A 16,398-nucleotide genomic window follows, 5' to 3' on the forward strand; every position below is an offset into this window, starting at 1 on the left:
GGGAGCCGTCGCGGAAGCGGAAGGAGACCGCACCGTGTTCGGCGTCCTCTCCCCCGGCGATCAGCACGAACGGCGCCTTCTCCTTGGCGGCGTTGCGGATCTTCTTGGGGAAGCGGTCCGTGCTCTCGTCCACCTCCACGCGGATGCCCTCGGCGCGCAGCTTCGCGGCGATCTCGGCCAGGTAGTCGTTGAAGGCTTCGGCCACGGGGATCCCGATGACCTGCACCGGCGCCAGCCAGGCCGGGAAGGCCCCCGCGTAGTGCTCGGTGAGCACGCCGAAGAACCGCTCCAGGGAGCCGAACTTCGCGGAGTGGATCATCACCGGCTCCTGCCGGGTGCCGTCGGCGGCCTGGTATTCCAGGCCGAAGCGGGCCGGCTGATTGAAGTCGTACTGCACGGTGGACATCTGCCAGGTGCGCCCGATGGCGTCCTTGGCCTGCACGGAGATCTTGGGCCCGTAGAACGCGGCCCCGCCCGGATCCGGGACCAGGTCCAGCCCGGTCTCCTCGGCCACCTGCTGCAGGATGGCGGTGGCCTCCTCCCACTGCTCGTCGGTGCCGATGAACTTGTCCTTCTTCTCCCCTTCGGTGTCCCGGGTGGACAGCTCCAGGTAGAAGTCGCTCATGCCGAAGTCGCGCAGCAGGGAGAGCATGAAGTTCAGCAGGTGGCGCACCTCGCCCGGGGCCTGCTCCTTGGTCACGTAGCTGTGGGAGTCGTCCTGGGTGATCATCCGCACGCGGGTCAGGCCCTGCAGCACCCCGGACTTCTCGTCCCGGTACACGGTGCCGAATTCGAAGAACCGCAGGGGCAGCTCGCGGTAGGAGCGGCCGCGGGAGCGGAAGATCTCATTGTGCATGGGGCAGTTCATGGCCTTGAGCCGGTACTTCACCGACTCCTCCTCCATGGGCGGGAACATGCCGTCGGCGTAGTACGGCAGGTGTCCGGAGGTGTAGAACAGATCCTCCTTTGAGATGTGCGGGGTCTTCACGTACTGGAAGCCCTCGGCGATGTGCCGCTCCCGCACGTAGTTCTCCATCTCCCGCAGGATGATGCCGCCCTTGGGGTGGAACACGGGCAGGCCGGGGCCGATGGTCTTGGGGAAGGAGAACAGGTCCAGCTCCTCCCCCAGGCGGCGGTGGTCGCGCCGCTCGGCCTCGGCCAGGCGGTCCTTGTACTCCTGCAGCTGCTCCTTGGTGGGCCAGGCGGTGCCGTAGATGCGCTGCAGCATCGGGTTCTTCTCCGACCCGCGCCAGTAGGCCCCGCCGGTGCGGGTCAGGGCGTAGCCGTTGGCGATGAGCTTGGTGTTGGGCAGGTGGGGTCCGCGGCACAGGTCTTTCCAGACGGTTTCGCCCTTGCGGTCCACGTTGTCGTAGATGGTGATCTCACCTTCGCCGACCTCCACGGAGGCGCCCTCGGCGGCGTCGGCCCCGGAGCCGGGCCCCTGGGACAGGCCCAGCAGCTCGATCTTGTACGGCTCCTCGGCCATCTCCGCGAGCGCCTCGTCGTGGGTGACGACGCGGCGGCGGAAGGTCTGCCCGGACTTGACGATCTTCATCATGGACTTCTCGAGCTTCTTCAGGTCCTCGGGGGTGAAGGGCTCGGCGACGTCGAAGTCGAAGTAGAAGCCGTCGGTGATGTAGGGGCCGATGCCGAGCTTGGCATCGGGGCGCAGCTGCTGGACGGCCTGGGCCATGACGTGGGCGGCGGAGTGGCGCAGGACCTCCAGGCCCTCGGGCTCGTGGATGCGCACGGGCACGACGTCGTCGCCTTCGGCCAGCTCGGTGGACAGGTCCTTGAGGGTGCCGTTGATGCGGGCGACGACGATGTCCTGCTCATCGGCGAACAGCTCGGCCGCGGTGGTCCCGGGGGTCGCCTGCTGGGCTTCGCCGTCGACGTAGAGGTGCAGGGTCTCGGCCGGTGCGGCCATGGGCGTTCACTCCTTGTTCGGTGGCACGCCGGTACCGGGGGCGTGCTGGTTCGGGTGCGGGCCGGCCTCGGATGGGCGAGCACCGTGGCCATTCTACCGTCTGCGCTCCTGGCCGGGGCGTGCCTGGTCCCCGGGGAGAGGGCGGGGGGATCAGATGAGCAGGGCCGGGACGATCGCGGCGAGGCCGGGGGCCACGCAGGTGATGCCCAAGGACAGGGCGAGCAGGCGGCGGAACAGGGCCTGCTGGTCGCGTTCGTCGGTGTAGGAGATGATCAGGGTCCCGGCGACGTGGATGGGGTTCATCACGGTGAGGGTCGCTGGGGCGGCGACGGCGGCGAGCACCCAGGTCAGGGCGGGGTTCTCCCCGAAGGCGGAGAAGACCAGGGGCATGACCAGGCCGAGGACCCCGAGGGTCGAGGATTCGATGTTGCACAGGGCGGCGGTCATGTAGGCGAGCAGGAACACCAGGAGCACCTGGCTGCCGGTGGATTCCAGGCCGGCCTGGATGGTGTCCATGGTGCCGATGCTCTGCAGGGCGCCGAGGTAGGTCAGCAGACCGCACAGCAGCAGCACGGAGGGCCAGGGCACGGAGCGCAGCAGCTTCTTCTCCTCGGGCCGGAAGAGCAGCTGGAGCACGATGACCAGGGCGACGGCGGTGAGTCCGACGTCGGTCTTGGCGAAGACGACGAACAGGACGAAGACCAGCAGGGAGGCGGCGGCGGTAATGGCGTAGGCGGGGCGCAGCCCGCGGGCGGCGTCCTCGTCGACGATGACCAGGGGCCGGGTGTAGGGCTGGGCGTCGGCGGCGATGTCCTGGGGGTTCTGCCCGGCGGCGGGGCCGCGGAAGCGGGCCAGGCCGATCTGCAGGACGAGGACGACGGCGGCGGCCATGGCCAGGCTCAGGGCCCAGATCAGCCAGGGCTGGTAGCTGATGTGGTGCTGGTCGGCGACCTTGCGGATGACGGCGCCGGCGGGGTTCAGCGGGGAGAGTCCGGCGGAGTTGGCGCCGATGACCACGGCGAGCTCGCTGATGAGGAAGGAGCGGGGGAAGCGGCGGGACAGGTGCGCGATGGTCGGCACGAGCAGGGTGATGGGTGCGGTGGCGAAGGCGCCGAGGGAGGACAGGACGGCGCCGATGAGGAATCCGGCCCAGGGGATCAGGTGGGTGCGCTCCCCGATGAGGCGGTAGACCCGGTCCACGAACCAGGTCAGGGCCCCGGAGCGCTCGAGGTGCCCGAACAGCAGGGAGACCCCGACCAGCAGCACGAAGATCGAGCCGGGGAAGGCCTCGTAGACGTCCTCGGCGGTGAGGTGGGCGGTCAGGGCGAGGACGAAGGTCGCGGCCAGGGCGAGCAGGCCGATGTTGATGCGCCGCCAGATCGCCAGGATGAGGGCGAGGGCGAGCAGCGCGAGGGAGAGTGTCTGGACCGGATCCACGGTGATCCCTTCGGTGGTGCGGCGCGGGGCCGGGGTCGGTGCGGAGGCCCCGGTCGGGTGCTGCGGGGTGTGTGAGGCGTGCGGCGGCGGGCTGCGATGCGCGCCACCCGGAGATCCATTGTAGGGCGATGCTCCTGGGGGCCAGTCTCTTCCCATCGTCCCTGCCCGTCTGTACTCTTTTCTGTACAGATACCGCGGGGAGAGGGGCGGCAGTGAAGACGATGACGTATACGGAGTCCCGGGCGCGCTATGCCGAGGTGCTGGACGGCGTGGTGCAGGACCGGGAGGAGGTGGTGATCACCCGCAGCGGTCACGACCCGGTGGTGATCCTCTCCCTGGCGGAGTATGAGTCGCTGAAGGAGACGGCGCACCTGCTGCGCTCCCCCTCCAACGCCCGTCGGCTGCTGGATGCGATGCAGCGTTTGGAGGCAGGAGAGGGCGAGCGCCACGAGCTCGTGGACCCCGATGCCTGACCTGCTGCTGACCTGGGACCCTGACGCCTGGGAGGACTACCTGTGGTGGCAGCGTCAGGATCGCGCCGTGCTGCGTCGGATCAACACGCTGATCCGGGACATCCAACGCCACGGGAATGAGGGCATCGGCAAACCGGAGCCGCTTCGTCATGACTTCGCCGGATACTGGTCCCGCCGGATCACTGCGGAACACCGACTGGTGTATCAACTCACCGACCGCCAGGTGCTCATCGCCGCGTGCCGCTATCACTACGGGCAGTGAGTCCCCGGCCCCGATCCGTCTGCCGGCTCAGCCGGCGGCCAGGGGGCGGGTGCGCGCCGGGGCGAAGGGCAGGGGCGCGGTCCCGTCCATGAGCTGGCGCAGGTCCCAGGCCTGGTGGGCGGTCACGGAGATGCCGCGGGGCCCGGTGCGCCGGGTGGTGCCGCGGATCAGGAGCATGGGGGTGCCGAACAGCTCGGGTCCGGACAGGGCCTGGGCGTCATCGAAGAAGGCGGCGTCCACGCAGCCGGTGCCGTCGTCCACGGAGACGAAGACCACCCGCTTACCGGACTTCATGGGCGGGGTCATCGTGGAGACCCGCACCCCGGCCACCCACACCTCGGTCCTGTTGCGCAGGCTCAGCAGGTCCGCCGCGCGGGTCAGCGGCCAGTCCGCCAGCCGGCCCGCCCACCCGGCCATCAGGTGCGCGGAGACATCCAGGCTCAGCACGTCCAGTTCGGTGCGCAGGGTCGCGGCCAGATCCGCGCTCTCCCGCGCCGGGTGGGGGTTCTCCGCCGCCCCCAGGGGCAGGGCCAGCTGCAGCGGGATCGCGCGCACCGACGTCGTCCGCAGGTCCTCGCTCCGCCGCACCTCGCCCCGCTGGCCCTCGGCCCACTGTCCCGGGGCGGCGACGCCGTCGAACACGGCCGGGTCCAGGGCGCCGATCGCGGCCAGGCGCTCCAGGGAGGGCCGGTGCGGGCGGACCCGGGCCCGCAGATCCGCCGCGGAGGTGTACGGCGCGCCGACGATGATCCGGTCGATCTCCGCGGCGGACAGCGCGGAGACCTGGGTCAGGGGCAGCCGGATCGCCCAGTCCCGCGCCCGCCCCGGCTCCGCGTGCTCGGCGCTCCCCCGGTGCTCCACCCGGTAGCTGGTCCCGGAGCGGTTGACGTCCACCGGCAGGATGCCCACCCCCATCCGGCGGGCGTCGGCCAGCAGCAGCCGCTGCGGGTACATGCCGGGGTCGTGCTGCAGGACCCCGGCCATGAAGTGCGCCGGGTAGTGGGTCTTCAGCCACGCGGACTGGTAGGTGGGGATCGCGAAGGCCGCGCCGTGGGCCTTGCAGAAGCCGAAGGAGCCGAAGGCCGCCAGGGCCTCCCACACCCGGTCGATCACGGGCCCGGGGTACCCGCGGGCCGCGGCGGCCTTCCGGAAGAACGCCTCGGTCTCCGGCTCCCGCGGGCCGCCAAGGGTGCGACGGCGCTCATCCGCGGCGGCCAGCCCGCACCCGGTCATCCGATCCACGATGTTGATGATCTGCTCGTGGAAGACCATCACCCCGCCGGTCTCCCGCAGATACGGGGCGAGATCCGGGTGGATCAGGGAGGGCGCGGCGAAACCGTGGCGGGATTCCAGGTAGGGCCGGACCATGTCCGAGTGCATGGGCCCCGGGCGGAACAGGGAGATGTCGATGATCAGGTCCCCGACCTCCCGCGGCTGCATCTTCCCGATCAGCTCCCGCTGCCCCGGGGATTCGATCTGGAAGCAGCCCAGGGTCTGGGTGGAGCGGATCAGCTCGAAGGTGGCCTCATCCCGGGTGTCGATGGCCTCCAGGTCCGGGCGGTGGCCCAGCGTGTGCTCGATCTCCTCGAGGGTGTGGGCCATCGCGGACTGCATCCGCACCCCCAGGATGTCCAGCTTGAGCAGGCCCATCGGGTCCATGTCGTGCTTGTCGTACTGGCTCATGGGCAGGCCGATGCCGGAGGGCTGCACCGGGGTGCGCCGCAGCAGGGAGGCGTTGGAGAGGATCACCCCGCACGGGTGCATGGACAGGTGCCTCGGCAGACGGTCCAGACGCTCGACGAGGTCGATGAGCAGGTCCACCCGCGGGTTGCGCGCGGCCTCGTCCCGCAGCCCGACCAGCTCGGGCTGGTGGGCCAGCTGCTCGCGCAGCCGCCCGGCGGGGATGCGCCAGATGGCCCGGGCGATCCGGTCCGTGGTGGCCTGCTCCAGGCCCAGGGCGCGGGCGGCGTCGCGCACCGCCCCGCGGGCCCGGTACCCGTTGTGCATGGACATGAGGGTGACCCGCTGGGACCCGTAGTGCTCGAACACGGCCCGGTAGATCTCGTGGCGGCGGGCGGATTCGACGTCGATGTCGATGTCCGGCAGGGTCGAGCGCTCGGTGGACAGGAACCGCTCGAAGACCAGCCCGTACTCCAGGGGGTCCACCACGGAGATCCCGAGCAGGTGGTTGACCAGGGAGGAGACCCCGGAGCCGCGGGCGGCGTGGCGGATGCCCAGCCCCCCGATGAGCCGGGAGACATGGGCGACGGTGAGGAAGTAGGAGCTGAATCCCAGGGTCTCGATGACGGCCAGCTCCCGTTCCATGCGCCCCCGGGGGCTCTCCCAGTGGGTCGTGGCGATGCCGGGCCCGCGCACGGTGCGCTGCGCTTCCGCCCCGTAGATCCGGTGCAGGGCCGCCTCGCATCGGGCCCGCAGCTCCCGCATGGGGGTGTCCCGGGTGCCGGTCAGGTGCGCCTCCGGGACGGTGGGGGTGCCGTAGCCGAGGTCCGCGGCGGGACTCAGGGCGCAGCGCTGGGCGGTTTCGGCGGTGGCCCCGAGCAGCCCGGCCACGCTCACCGGGCCGGTGGCCGCCGCGGCGATGCGCCCGGCGATGCGGTGCATGGCAGCCGGATCCTTCAGCCAGCCCTGCCCGTTGGGCTGGTGGTGGGCTTCGCCCAGCGGGGTGAGTCCGCGGGCGGCGTCGAGCACGTCCGCGGTGACGGCCTGGTCCTCGGTGGCGTAGCGGGCGGCGTTGCTGAGCACCGCCGGCACCCCTGCCTCGGCGGCCAGGTCCGCCAGGCGGGCGGCGTGGGACAGGCCGTAGGGGGCGCCGGGGTGGGTGAGCCGATCCACCAGGTGCACCCGCACCCGGTGGGCCCCAGCGCGGCGCGCCAGGCGGCCAGGGCCGCCCGGGCCCGGCGGTATCGGCGGGCGGCGGCCAGGCGCCCGACGTCGGAGTCCGGGCCGAGCAGCACGACGAACCGGCCGTGCCCGGCGGCCGCGGCTTCGGCGAGGTCCGCCAGGCTCAGGTGGGGCCGGGCGCGCAGGGGCGGGAGGCCGCCACGTCCGACGCTGCCCACCGCCTCCCCCGGGTGGGGCGAGTCGCCGAGGGGCGCGGCCCGGTGCTCGCCGTGGGCGCGGGAGATCAGGGCGCACAGGTCCCCGTAGCCTCCTCCGCCGTCGTGGCCTTCGGCCAGGATCACGATCCGCCCGATCAGGCGCTGGCGGGCCGGGTCCGCGAGCGCGAGGTCCACCCCGAGGATGGGGGCGATGCCGTGGTCCAGGCAGGCCCGGACGTGTTTGACGGCGCCGTAGAGCCCGTTCCGGTCGGTCAGCCCTACGTGGGTGGCTCCGTGGGCGGCGGCGGCCGCGACGATCTCCTCCGGCGTGCACACGCCGTAGTGCGCGCTGTAGGCGCTGTAGGAGACCAGGTGCGGGAACGTCACACCCGTTATCGAACAGGTGTTCGAATCTTAAGTCAATCGGAGGTTGCCGACGGCGCGCCCGCTGCCGAGATGCGCAGCACGGAGGCGACCAGCTGGGAGTTTCCCGCGGCGGAGGTTCCGTCCGGCAGCACCAGCGTGTCCTCCAGGCCGATCCGGGTATCCAGGTGCTGTTCCCGGGCGATGCGCAGCACGGGCCAGGCGCTGCGCTCCTCCCCGTGCAGGAGGGGGACGGACTCCGGTGCGCTCTCGCGCACCACCTGCAGCATCTCGTGCGCCTCTGCTGTAGCGCGGGGAGCCGGGAGGTCCTGGACCTCCAGCAGTGGACGGAGGCAGCGCCGCCTCAGGGGCGAGTCCACCCATGCCCGGGCGGCCCCGGCGTCCCACAGACCAGCCTCCACGGCGATCCCCCGCGCGAGGAGAGCAGACGCCAACTCCTCGGCGCCGTCTTCATGCCAGTTCACCGAGGCGAAGTCCGGCAGCGCGGTCCAGGACCGGATGCGCTCGATCCGCGCAGCAGGCTCGGTCTCAGCCCAGGCGCCGGTGGTCACGCCGATCCGGATGCGTGGGAGGGCTCGACGGAAGGCACCGACCCACCGCGCCACATCTTCAGCACGCAGACTGTCCCGTCCGGCCCGGTCTTTAGGGTGCAGATGCACGGGACCCGCACCCAAGGCCGCTGCCTCCACGGCGTCGTCGAGCAGGTCCGCGGGATCCGCGCTGAGCAGCGGATGCTCCGCAGGTGTTCTGGCGCCGTTGACGCAGAGCTTCAGCACCGGACCCCCACCCCGTCGTCTCTGCTCAGTCGTCCTCGGTCCAGCAGCCCGTGGCGGCCTCGGCCTCCCGTTCGGAGAGCACCGGACCCCACCACGCCTTGTCCTGGAAGTGGTCCTCGGTCTCGGCTTCGGGACGGCAGATGTTGGTGATCTCCCCGATGCCCTCGATGCGGGTGGTGACCTCCTCGCCGGGGCGCAGCCAGCGGCGCGGCGTCTTGGACATGCCGACCCCAGCGGGGGTGCCGCAGGCGATGACGTCCCCGGGTTCCAGGGACATGAAGGTGGAGATGTAGGAGACCAGCTGGGCGGGGGTGAAGATCATGTCCGCGGTGGTCCCGGACTGGACCGTCTCCCCGTCGATCAGGCACTCGATGCGCAGGCCCGCGACCGGATCCACCTCGTCTCGGGAGACCACGTACGGGCCCACCGGGGTGCAGTTGTCCCAGTTCTTGCCCTGGAACCACTCGGAGGTGCGGCCCTGCCAGTCCCGCACGGAGACGTCGTTGAGGATGGTGTACCCGGCGATGGCCTCCAGGGCCTGGGCCTCGTCCGCCCGGCGCACGTTCTTGCCGATGACCACGGCCAGCTCCGCCTCGTAGTCCACCTTCTGGGATTCCGGGGGCAGGGCGATGGGGTCGGCCGGGCCCACCAGGGCGTTGCGGAACTTGGTGAACACGGTGGGGTGCTCGGGGATCTGCACACCCACCTCGGCGGCGTGGTCGTGGTAGTTCAGCCCGATGCACAGGATCTTGCCCGGCTTGATGGGCATGGTGGGGATGATCTTGCGGGGGTGGGTCAGCTCGGTCTGACCCACCCCGGAGAAGTAGTTGATCTGCTCGCGGACCAGGCCGCTGTGGAAGAAGTCGGTGTCCACCACGGAGGCGGTGCCGAGCTCGCGGAGGTAGTACCGCTGCCCCTCGATCTCCACCCACGTGTAGATGCCCGTGTGCTGTTCGAAGAGGCTCTCCACGTAAGCGCGTCCCAGTTTCATGTTCTCCCCAGCATCGGTGATGGATGTCCTGGTCAAGAGTACCGACCCAGGAGGATCCACGTCCCCGTGTTGCGGTCCCTTTCCAGGGAGATCGTACGCAGGTCCTCCGCCGCCACCTGGGAGGACGCCGCCGCCCCGGCGCGGCGTCGCCCGGAGCCCGACCCCGCCTCCGGGGCCACCTGCACCTGCCATAGCTCCCGGTCCACCAGGTGCGGGCATCGGTCCTTCGGGGCACGGGTGACCTCCTCCCACCACGCCCGGCGCTCGAACCACTGCACCGGGTCCGCCGCGACCCGGTACCGCGCACCGTCGATCTCCACGCGCAGCGGCTGGCCCGCCGTCGTCGTCCTGACCCGTGCCGTAACCATGGAACCCCCTCGTTTCGAAGATGTGTTCGAAACGCTAGGAGGGGCGACTGACAGATCGAAGCGGCCCCGCCCGCACCACCCGGGTCAGGGGCGGCGCGGACGGGGCCGCGGATCGGAGGGAAGGCGGGGTCAGGAGGCGGAGGAGGCCTCGTGCTCCCCGCGAGCGCGTTCGAGCAGGTCCCGGTATCGGGTCTCGGACTCGATCAGCTCGTCCCGGTGCTTCTGCTTGATGCCGGGTAGCTTGCGCCGGTGCTTCTCCAGCTTGGCGCTGAGCCGGATGCGCTCGGCGTCGGGGGCGTCGTCGGGCAGGTTCAGGTAAGCCTCGGCGGCCTCCCGGGCGCCGTTGATCGCGCGCACCGCCTGCCCCTTGGGGGTGAACAGGGAGGCCAGCACGGTCACGGTGAGCACCCCGATGATCACGATCAGGGACAGCCCCGTGGAGACCTCCACGACGTGCACGGGCTCGCCGTCGTTGACGAACGGCAGCGTGTTCTCGTGCAGGGCGTGCAGGATGAGCTTGACGCCGATGAACGCGAGGATCGCGGACAGGCCCCAGGAGAGGTAGATGAGTCGGTCCAGCAGCCCGTCGATGAGGAAGTACAGCTGGCGCAGGCCCATGAGGGAGAAGGCGGTCGCGGTGAACACGATGTACGGGTCCTGGGTGAGCCCGAAGATCGCGGGGATGGAGTCCAGGGCGAACAGCAGGTCGGTGCCGCCGATGGCGACCATGACCAGCAGCATCGGGGTCATGACCTTCTTGCCGTCGATGTGCGTGAACAGCTTGTCGCCGTCATACTCATCGGAGGTGTGCATGAACCGCTTGGCCAGGCGGATGACGATGTTGTCCGCCTCGTTCTCCTCGTCCTTGTCCGTGACCTCGTCCTTGACGAGGTTGCCGGCGGTGTAGATGAGGATCAGGCCGAAGAGGTAGAAGACCCAGGACCACCGGTTGATGGCCGCGGCACCGACGAAGATGAACACGGTGCGCATGATCAGGGCGAAGATGATGCCGAACAGGAGGACCTTCTGCTGGTCCGCCCGCGGCACCTTGAACGAGGCCATGATGATGAGGAAGACGAAGAGGTTGTCCACGGACAGGGCCTTCTCCGTGATGTAGCCGCTGTAGTACTCGGCCCCGTACTGGGCGCCGTCCATCCAGAAGATGAGGATGCCGAACAGCAGGGCGATGCCGACGTACACGGCGGACCAGATGGCCGCTTCCTTGATGGTGGGTTCGTGCGCCTTGCGCACGTGGAAGATGAAGTCGTAGGCCAGCAGGGCCAGGATGACGCAGATGGTGATGGTCCACTGCAGCGCGGAGATCTCCACGAAGCCTCCTCGGGCTTTCAGGGGTGGGTGAGGTGGGTGCGGCAAGCCGCACAAGTCTCTCCCGCCGTCCCTGCCGTGCTGTGTCGGCTCCGCGCTGGTGCGCTGGGGCCCGACGACGGCGGGGCGGCCCCCGCATCCGGCCGGGCGACGGTGCCCGACGTGCTGACGTCTGCGGGGTGGTGGGGATACTCCCTTGCTCGAGGGGATATGCTACCTCACCGCGGGCCCCGGGGATGCCGTACCCTGGTGACTGAGCACCCGTCCCGCCGATCCTTCCCGGAGGTACCCCTCTTGTCCGAGCAGCGCCAGAAGCAGCCCGCCCACGTCACCGGCTTCATCCTGATCGCCGTGTTCTGCGTCGGGGTCGCCCTGTTCCTGTGGGCCATGCCCACCGACAACCCGGACTTCGTGCTGTGGGGCCAGATCTTCCTGGGCTTCACCGCCTTGTTCTCCCTGGCCGCCGCGATCTACGGCTGGGTCCGCCCGGTGGAGCACGGCACGGATGTGGAGGTCTCCGGGGACCACTGAGGCCCCGCACTCCCCCGGCTCCGGCCGGCCCGAGACGCGAGAAGGCCCCGCGCCTCCGTTCGAGCTTCCGCTCGATGGGGCGCGGGGCCTTCCGTCATGTCGTGCAGGCTGATCCGGTCCGGCTCAGTCGTGGATCCGCTCGGCCAGGTCCTGGGTGGAGGTGTGCTCCTGGACGAACAGCAGCGCGATGATGGACAGCACCGCGGCACCGGCCACGTACAGGCCCACCAGGCGGATGTCCCCGGTGATGCCCCACAGCCAGATAAAGATGAACGGGGCGACGGCCGCCCCGAGGATCGAGGCGATGTTGTAGGACAGCGCGCTGCCGGTGTACCGGGTGTTGGCGGGGAACAGCTCGGAGAGCAGGGCGCCCAGGGGCCCGAAGATCAGCCCGAAGACGAAGAACCCGAGGGCCAGGGCGAAGAACACCTGGCTATCGGAGCCGCGCAGCAGCCCCGGCACGGCCAGCCCGTAGGCGGCGACGATCACGTGGAAGCCGATTATGGCCTTGCGCCGTCCCCACCTCTCGGCGAGCAGCGCTCCCACCACGTTGCCGACGACCAGCAGCAGGACCGCGCCGATCATCAGCAGCAGGAACTCCGAGCGGCTGAAGCCGAGCCCGGGGACGAAGGAGGCGGCGTCGAAGGCCTTGCCGGTCTTCTCCGCGGCGGCCCGGGCGGCATCCTCGGTGGCGGCGGTGGTGCCGTAGGTGAGGGTGAAGGTGGTGAGGAAGTAGAAGGTGACGTAGTTGGACACGGCGGCGATCGTTCCGACGGTCACGGTCTTCCAGGAGCGGCGCAGCACCTCGAGGGCGGGAACCTTGGCGACCTTCCCGCTCTGCTGCACGCGGGTGAAGGACTCGGATTCGAGCAGCTTCATCCGGGTCCACAGTCCCACGAACACGAGGACGGCGGAGGCCCAGAAGGGCACGCGCCAGCCCCAGGATTCGAAGGCTTCGGGGGCGAGCTGGGAGGTGAGGAGGAGGAAGAGGCCGTTGGCGAGGACGAAGCCGACGGGGGTGCCCTGCTGCGGGACGGATCCGTACAGGGCGCGCTTGCCGGCGGGGGTGTTCTCCGTGGCGAGCAGCACGGCCCCGGACCATTCCCCGGCCAGGGCGGTGCCCTGGGCGAAGCGCAGCAGCACGAGGATGGTGGGTGCGGCGACCTCCCAGCCGGGGGTCAGCGCGGTGGGCAGGCAGCCGATGAGGAAGGTGCCGCCGCCCATGAGCAGCAGCGCGAGCACCAGGGTGTTCTTCCGGCCGAGCCGGTCCCCGAGGTGCCCGAAGATCACGGAGCCCAGTGGTCGGGCGATGAAGGCGACGCCGAACACGGCGAAGGAGGCGAGCAGACCGGTGATGCCGGACTGGTGCGGGAAGAACAGCGAGGGGAACACCAGCACGGCGGCCGTGGCGTAGATGTAGAAGTCGTAGTACTCCACGGTGGTGCCGATGAGGCTGGAGAAGATGACTCGACCGGGCGAGTTGCGACGGGCGGGCGCGGGTGAGGTGGAGCCCTGCGGCGGCTGGGCACGCTCAGGTGCGGTGGTGGTGGACATCGGGCGGATGGGTCCTTCGCGGTCGTGGGTGCGCCGTCGGCCTCCCGGCTCCCGGGTCCGGGCTGGGTTCCTGATGTGGTTCCTGGCTGCGGACCTCGGGGGCGGAGACGACGACGGCGGATGGGACCTCTCCATGGTGGGGACCCTCCGCAGAGTGGGCAACCCTGTGCCAGAATGGTGCTCATTCTGATCACTCTGCGCGGGTAATGGTGACTGTTTCTGCGCAGATCGTTCAACGGGAGGGTTTCTGGTGCCTCAGGACACACGGGGCGGGGCGGGCGCACCGGCGTCGCTGGATCGGACGGATCTGCGGATCCTGCGGGTGCTGGAGGAGCATCCGCGGGCCACGGTGGTGGCGATCGCGGAACGCACGCGGCTGGCCCGGCGCACGGTGCAGGCGCATCTGGAGCGGATGCAGGCCGGTGGGGCGCTGCGCGCCCCCAGCGTGCGGGTGGAGCCGGAGGCGCTGGGGTATCGGGTGAGCGCGCACGTGGCGGTGGAGCTGGATCAGCGCCAGATCAACGACACGGTGGCGGGGCTGACCCAGATCCCGGAGGTGGTGGAGGTGCAGGCCCCGGCCGGGGAGACGGACCTGCTGGTGCGGGTGGTGGCCCGGGATGAGGAGCACCTGTACCGGGTCTCCGAGGAGATCCGCCTGTGCCCGGGCGTGCTGCGCACCCGCACCTCCCTCTACCTGCGGACCCTGGTGAAGTACCGGATGGCGCAGCTGCTGGAGTGACCGTCTCCCCCCCCCGGACCCTCCCCGGCCCGGTTGAATTTTCAACTCGCCCGGTTGATGACGACGTTCGCCAAAGTTGAATATTCAAGTGTCACCCCCGAAACCGAATATTCAGCTGCCACAGAGCATGTACAGGTCTTGACTCTACTCACTATCCGCCGGGAGGACCCGGAAAATACGAAGGAAGCTACCGCAGGCGGGCGTGAGCACCCACCACCTAAACGAATACCTCGTCGACGGCCAACCCTCAGCCCCAAAGCCCGCAAAAAATGTCGAACTCGCCCGGCCAGGAGCACACGATCTTTTCCACACGTGGATCTGGGTCGTCGTAGAGCAACTCCCGGGTATCTGCGTCGGCCGCAACTTCGAGCGCATCCAGTATCTACTGCAACGTCACACCGGAACCCTATATCCAGCACCCGTCATGGATCGCCAAGCTGCGGAAGAGGCTGTTCGGTGGCGAGGATGCCACAGTGCACGCCTGCCACACCCTAGTGAAAGACACCGATGAGGCAAAGCACCCTGGAGATAGACAGACGGAACTCAGATGCGGAGCGGAGCTGGACGCACATGCGCTCGGTACGCCCGCCATAGGTAGTAAGCCGAAGACGGGGCCACTTCCCAGGAAGTGGCCCTGAACGGCCAGCGCATCCGGATGGCCGAGGTGACGGGGATTTCTTTCCTGGTTAGATCTCCCTGTCACGGCCGTAGATGCACCGTCGGAAATGAACGATTTACCCGTAGGTAATGCTCCCAGGGAATGTAGGAACGCACGAGTCTTTGGCGGAAGTATTGCAAACGCTGCAAAATCACTGCCCCACCCCTCCCCCTGTAGTTCTTCCTTTTGCTATTGTTCCCTGTGATGATACGCTTCCAAGGACCAGCAATGAGAGCCAGCCAGAGCGTGACGCTTTCACCACAAATACCCTCGGAATTGTGCACTTCGAGTTAATTAACTCCCCAATACTATCGGCAACATAATAGCCGGACAAAATAAACTAGAAATACACCCTTTATCAGGATTAGAAGCTTTCACTAAAACAGGACCTTATCTACGGGTGAACATTAAAACCATACATTAATCCACGTGTCAATACCCATGGACCCTTCCAGATGAATCTGTTTGTGTCGCGTCTATAATTAAATTGCGTATAAGAATCATCACCCTCAAGGTTTCTTCGATTACCGATTGCACCCGATAAATAGAGGAACTCCGCTATCCTACGCGCAGACTGTTCGGGCAATTCGACCATTCTAACAAGTTGGACCATATCATCCTTGGTGATCTTTAGAGCGTGAGGAATATTCGATATTATATCTTCCAAAGATTCGCGCTCTTCTTCACTTAAAATACCCACAGCTTCAGCTTTGATCATGTCAATTAGGAACGTCATCCCGAAGTTATCAACTGCATTCCTAACTCTTTCTGGGGTTATTGCTTGATAGTCAGGCGTCTCGTCTTGAATTGCATTCATAAGCTTTGTCATTTCTCTGGGGGTCCCCCTGGTTGAAGTTAGAATATATTCACTACTAGATAGCCCATAGGCCCCGGACACATGAAACTTCTTCGAATCGAAGGGAATTCTCTCAGGAAAGAGCCTTAATAGCTCATTAGCGGAAATACCGGCTTTCTTTGCAAGATAATCCCACAGGTGATTTTCATTTGACTTGGCTCTGTGATTCCCCCAATTCAAAGTAATGGAGCAATCTCCAATTTTATCCACTTCTGACAATTCCAGATTGCGAAATATGTCACTCCGGCACATTATTATAAGATGTATGGGTGCTTCATTTTCGATAATTTTAAGATAAATTTTATATGAAGCAATTAATAGCGCCGCTATTGAACGCCAATAACTCTTATTATTTGTGATGACTTGGTCTAAACCATCTATTGAAAGTAGATAATGAGTATTGGAATAATTGCTCGTTAATATCTCTGAAAGAATACTCTCACCTAATTGGCTAATGGGTATATACTCCGATTCCATATAGCCACTTCTATGGCCAACAAATTTAGCAGATATACCGGAGGATCGCTCCCTTACCTTGCGGAGTACTGTAGGAAAATCCGCAGTCCTTTTTTCAGTTTCCACGAGGCCAAGTTCTCGCAGTTTTTTCCAAAATTGAACAAATTTTCCTTCAGAATTAAGTGGATGAGATTTATCTTCATAAATCATAGAAACAAACTGTAACGCTATATAAAGCTTCCACGCTGATATGGTATATCCCGGAGTCCCCTCACCTACAAGTTTTGTAGAGATCGTATTATCATTATCGAGACTATTTATGGAAGCGATGTTCGGCATTAGTTCATCAATTGATTTTTCCCGATGGACTAAACTCTCATCACCATAAATATTCTTTAGAATAATCTGGGTGTAGTAAGAGATGGCGGTTTTACCAGACCCCTTTGGTCCTTTAATTAAGAAAAACCTGTTTTCCTTGATTTTCGTCTTTATGTCTAAGAAATCATAAAAAGTTTGAAAAAATTTGTCCCTATCCTTCCTAAACTCGGTTTCGGCCGCAGCTTCACCAAAATAGAGTTCTCTAAAATTTACTTTCTTCAAT

The 16,398-nt window shown here is 66.4% G+C and carries 13 protein-coding genes and 1 pseudogene; 4 read left to right on the forward strand and 10 right to left on the reverse strand.

What is annotated here, in order from left to right; all coding sequences use genetic code 11:
• Positions 1–1,927, reverse strand: a 1,927-nt coding sequence (gene thrS, locus KKR01S_RS04920; RefSeq protein ID WP_061225435.1) for a threonine--tRNA ligase, incomplete at its 3' end; no start/stop codon positions are given.
• A 150-nt stretch (positions 1,928–2,077) separates the two neighbouring features.
• Positions 2,078–3,364, reverse strand: coding sequence for an SLC13 family permease (locus tag KKR01S_RS04925; RefSeq protein ID WP_061225436.1), 1,287 nt, complete (start codon positions 3,362–3,364; stop codon positions 2,078–2,080).
• Between the two features lie 212 nt (positions 3,365–3,576).
• Between KKR01S_RS04925 and KKR01S_RS04930 the strand changes: the two genes are divergently transcribed.
• Both KKR01S_RS04930 and KKR01S_RS04935 read left to right on the forward strand, forming a co-directional pair.
• On the forward strand, positions 3,577–3,837 hold the full coding sequence (locus KKR01S_RS04930; RefSeq protein ID WP_058731839.1) for a type II toxin-antitoxin system Phd/YefM family antitoxin: 261 nt from the start codon (positions 3,577–3,579) through the stop codon (positions 3,835–3,837).
• A gap of 1 nt (position 3,838) precedes the next feature.
• Entirely contained in the window at positions 3,839–4,099 is a 261-nt protein-coding gene (locus KKR01S_RS04935) for a Txe/YoeB family addiction module toxin (protein ID WP_061225494.1), read from the forward strand.
• Between the two features lie 27 nt (positions 4,100–4,126).
• Here the strand turns inward: KKR01S_RS04935 and KKR01S_RS04940 are convergent, their stop codons facing one another.
• From KKR01S_RS04940 to KKR01S_RS04960, 6 genes and pseudogenes are all read right to left on the reverse strand, one after another.
• Positions 4,127–6,952 carry a helix-hairpin-helix domain-containing protein gene (locus KKR01S_RS04940; RefSeq protein WP_217995732.1) on the reverse strand — a complete coding sequence of 942 codons (2,826 nt, stop codon included), beginning with the start codon at positions 6,950–6,952 and terminating at the stop codon, positions 4,127–4,129.
• A 329-nt stretch (positions 6,953–7,281) separates the two neighbouring features.
• Positions 7,282–7,545, reverse strand: a pseudogene (locus KKR01S_RS11590) (PHP domain-containing protein); the annotation flags it as partial.
• A gap of 32 nt (positions 7,546–7,577) precedes the next feature.
• On the reverse strand, positions 7,578–8,318 hold the full coding sequence (locus KKR01S_RS04945; RefSeq protein WP_061225438.1) for a 3-keto-5-aminohexanoate cleavage protein: 741 nt from the start codon (positions 8,316–8,318) through the stop codon (positions 7,578–7,580).
• 25 nt (positions 8,319–8,343) lie between these two features.
• The gene (locus KKR01S_RS04950) at positions 8,344–9,309 is read right to left on the reverse strand and encodes a fumarylacetoacetate hydrolase family protein (protein ID WP_081101570.1); all 966 of its coding nucleotides are present in this window, start codon (positions 9,307–9,309) and stop codon (positions 8,344–8,346) included.
• Between the two features lie 32 nt (positions 9,310–9,341).
• A complete protein-coding gene (locus KKR01S_RS04955) occupies positions 9,342–9,677 on the reverse strand; it encodes a hypothetical protein (protein ID WP_061225440.1) in 336 nt (111 codons plus the stop codon).
• A 129-nt stretch (positions 9,678–9,806) separates the two neighbouring features.
• On the reverse strand, positions 9,807–11,006 hold the full coding sequence (locus KKR01S_RS04960) for a TerC family protein (protein WP_061225441.1): 1,200 nt from the start codon (positions 11,004–11,006) through the stop codon (positions 9,807–9,809).
• A gap of 291 nt (positions 11,007–11,297) precedes the next feature.
• Between KKR01S_RS04960 and KKR01S_RS04965 the strand changes: the two genes are divergently transcribed.
• Positions 11,298–11,534, forward strand: a complete 237-nt coding sequence (locus tag KKR01S_RS04965) for a hypothetical protein (RefSeq protein ID WP_061225442.1) — start codon at positions 11,298–11,300, stop codon at positions 11,532–11,534.
• 123 nt (positions 11,535–11,657) lie between these two features.
• Here the strand turns inward: KKR01S_RS04965 and KKR01S_RS04970 are convergent, their stop codons facing one another.
• Positions 11,658–13,088, reverse strand: coding sequence for an MFS transporter (locus tag KKR01S_RS04970; protein WP_061225443.1), 1,431 nt, complete (start codon positions 13,086–13,088; stop codon positions 11,658–11,660).
• Between the two features lie 250 nt (positions 13,089–13,338).
• On the opposite strand from KKR01S_RS04970, the gene KKR01S_RS04975 reads away from it, so the two are divergent.
• Positions 13,339–13,827 (forward strand): Lrp/AsnC family transcriptional regulator, encoded by a 489-nt coding sequence (locus KKR01S_RS04975; protein ID WP_081101571.1) that lies wholly within the window; start codon positions 13,339–13,341, stop codon positions 13,825–13,827.
• A gap of 1,052 nt (positions 13,828–14,879) precedes the next feature.
• Here the strand turns inward: KKR01S_RS04975 and KKR01S_RS10800 are convergent.
• Complete coding sequence (locus KKR01S_RS10800; protein WP_165596159.1) at positions 14,880–16,397, reverse strand: P-loop ATPase, Sll1717 family; 1,518 nt, start codon at positions 16,395–16,397, stop codon at positions 14,880–14,882.
• Position 16,398: the final 1 nt, after the last annotated feature.

The sequence above is a fragment of the Rothia kristinae NBRC 15354 genome (genome assembly GCF_001570865.1).
GTDB classification, from domain to species: domain Bacteria; phylum Actinomycetota; class Actinomycetes; order Actinomycetales; family Micrococcaceae; genus Rothia; species Rothia kristinae.

Excerpts from the sequence above, each read along its gene's own strand:
- KKR01S_RS04970 (WP_061225443.1), bottom strand. The coding sequence starts at position 13,088 with ATGTCCACCACCACCGCACCTGAGCGTGCCCAGCCGCCGCAGGGCTCC.
- KKR01S_RS04950 (WP_081101570.1), bottom strand. The coding sequence starts at position 9,309 with ATGAAACTGGGACGCGCTTACGTGGAGAGCCTCTTCGAACAGCACACG.
- KKR01S_RS04955 (WP_061225440.1), bottom strand. The coding sequence starts at position 9,677 with ATGGTTACGGCACGGGTCAGGACGACGACGGCGGGCCAGCCGCTGCGC.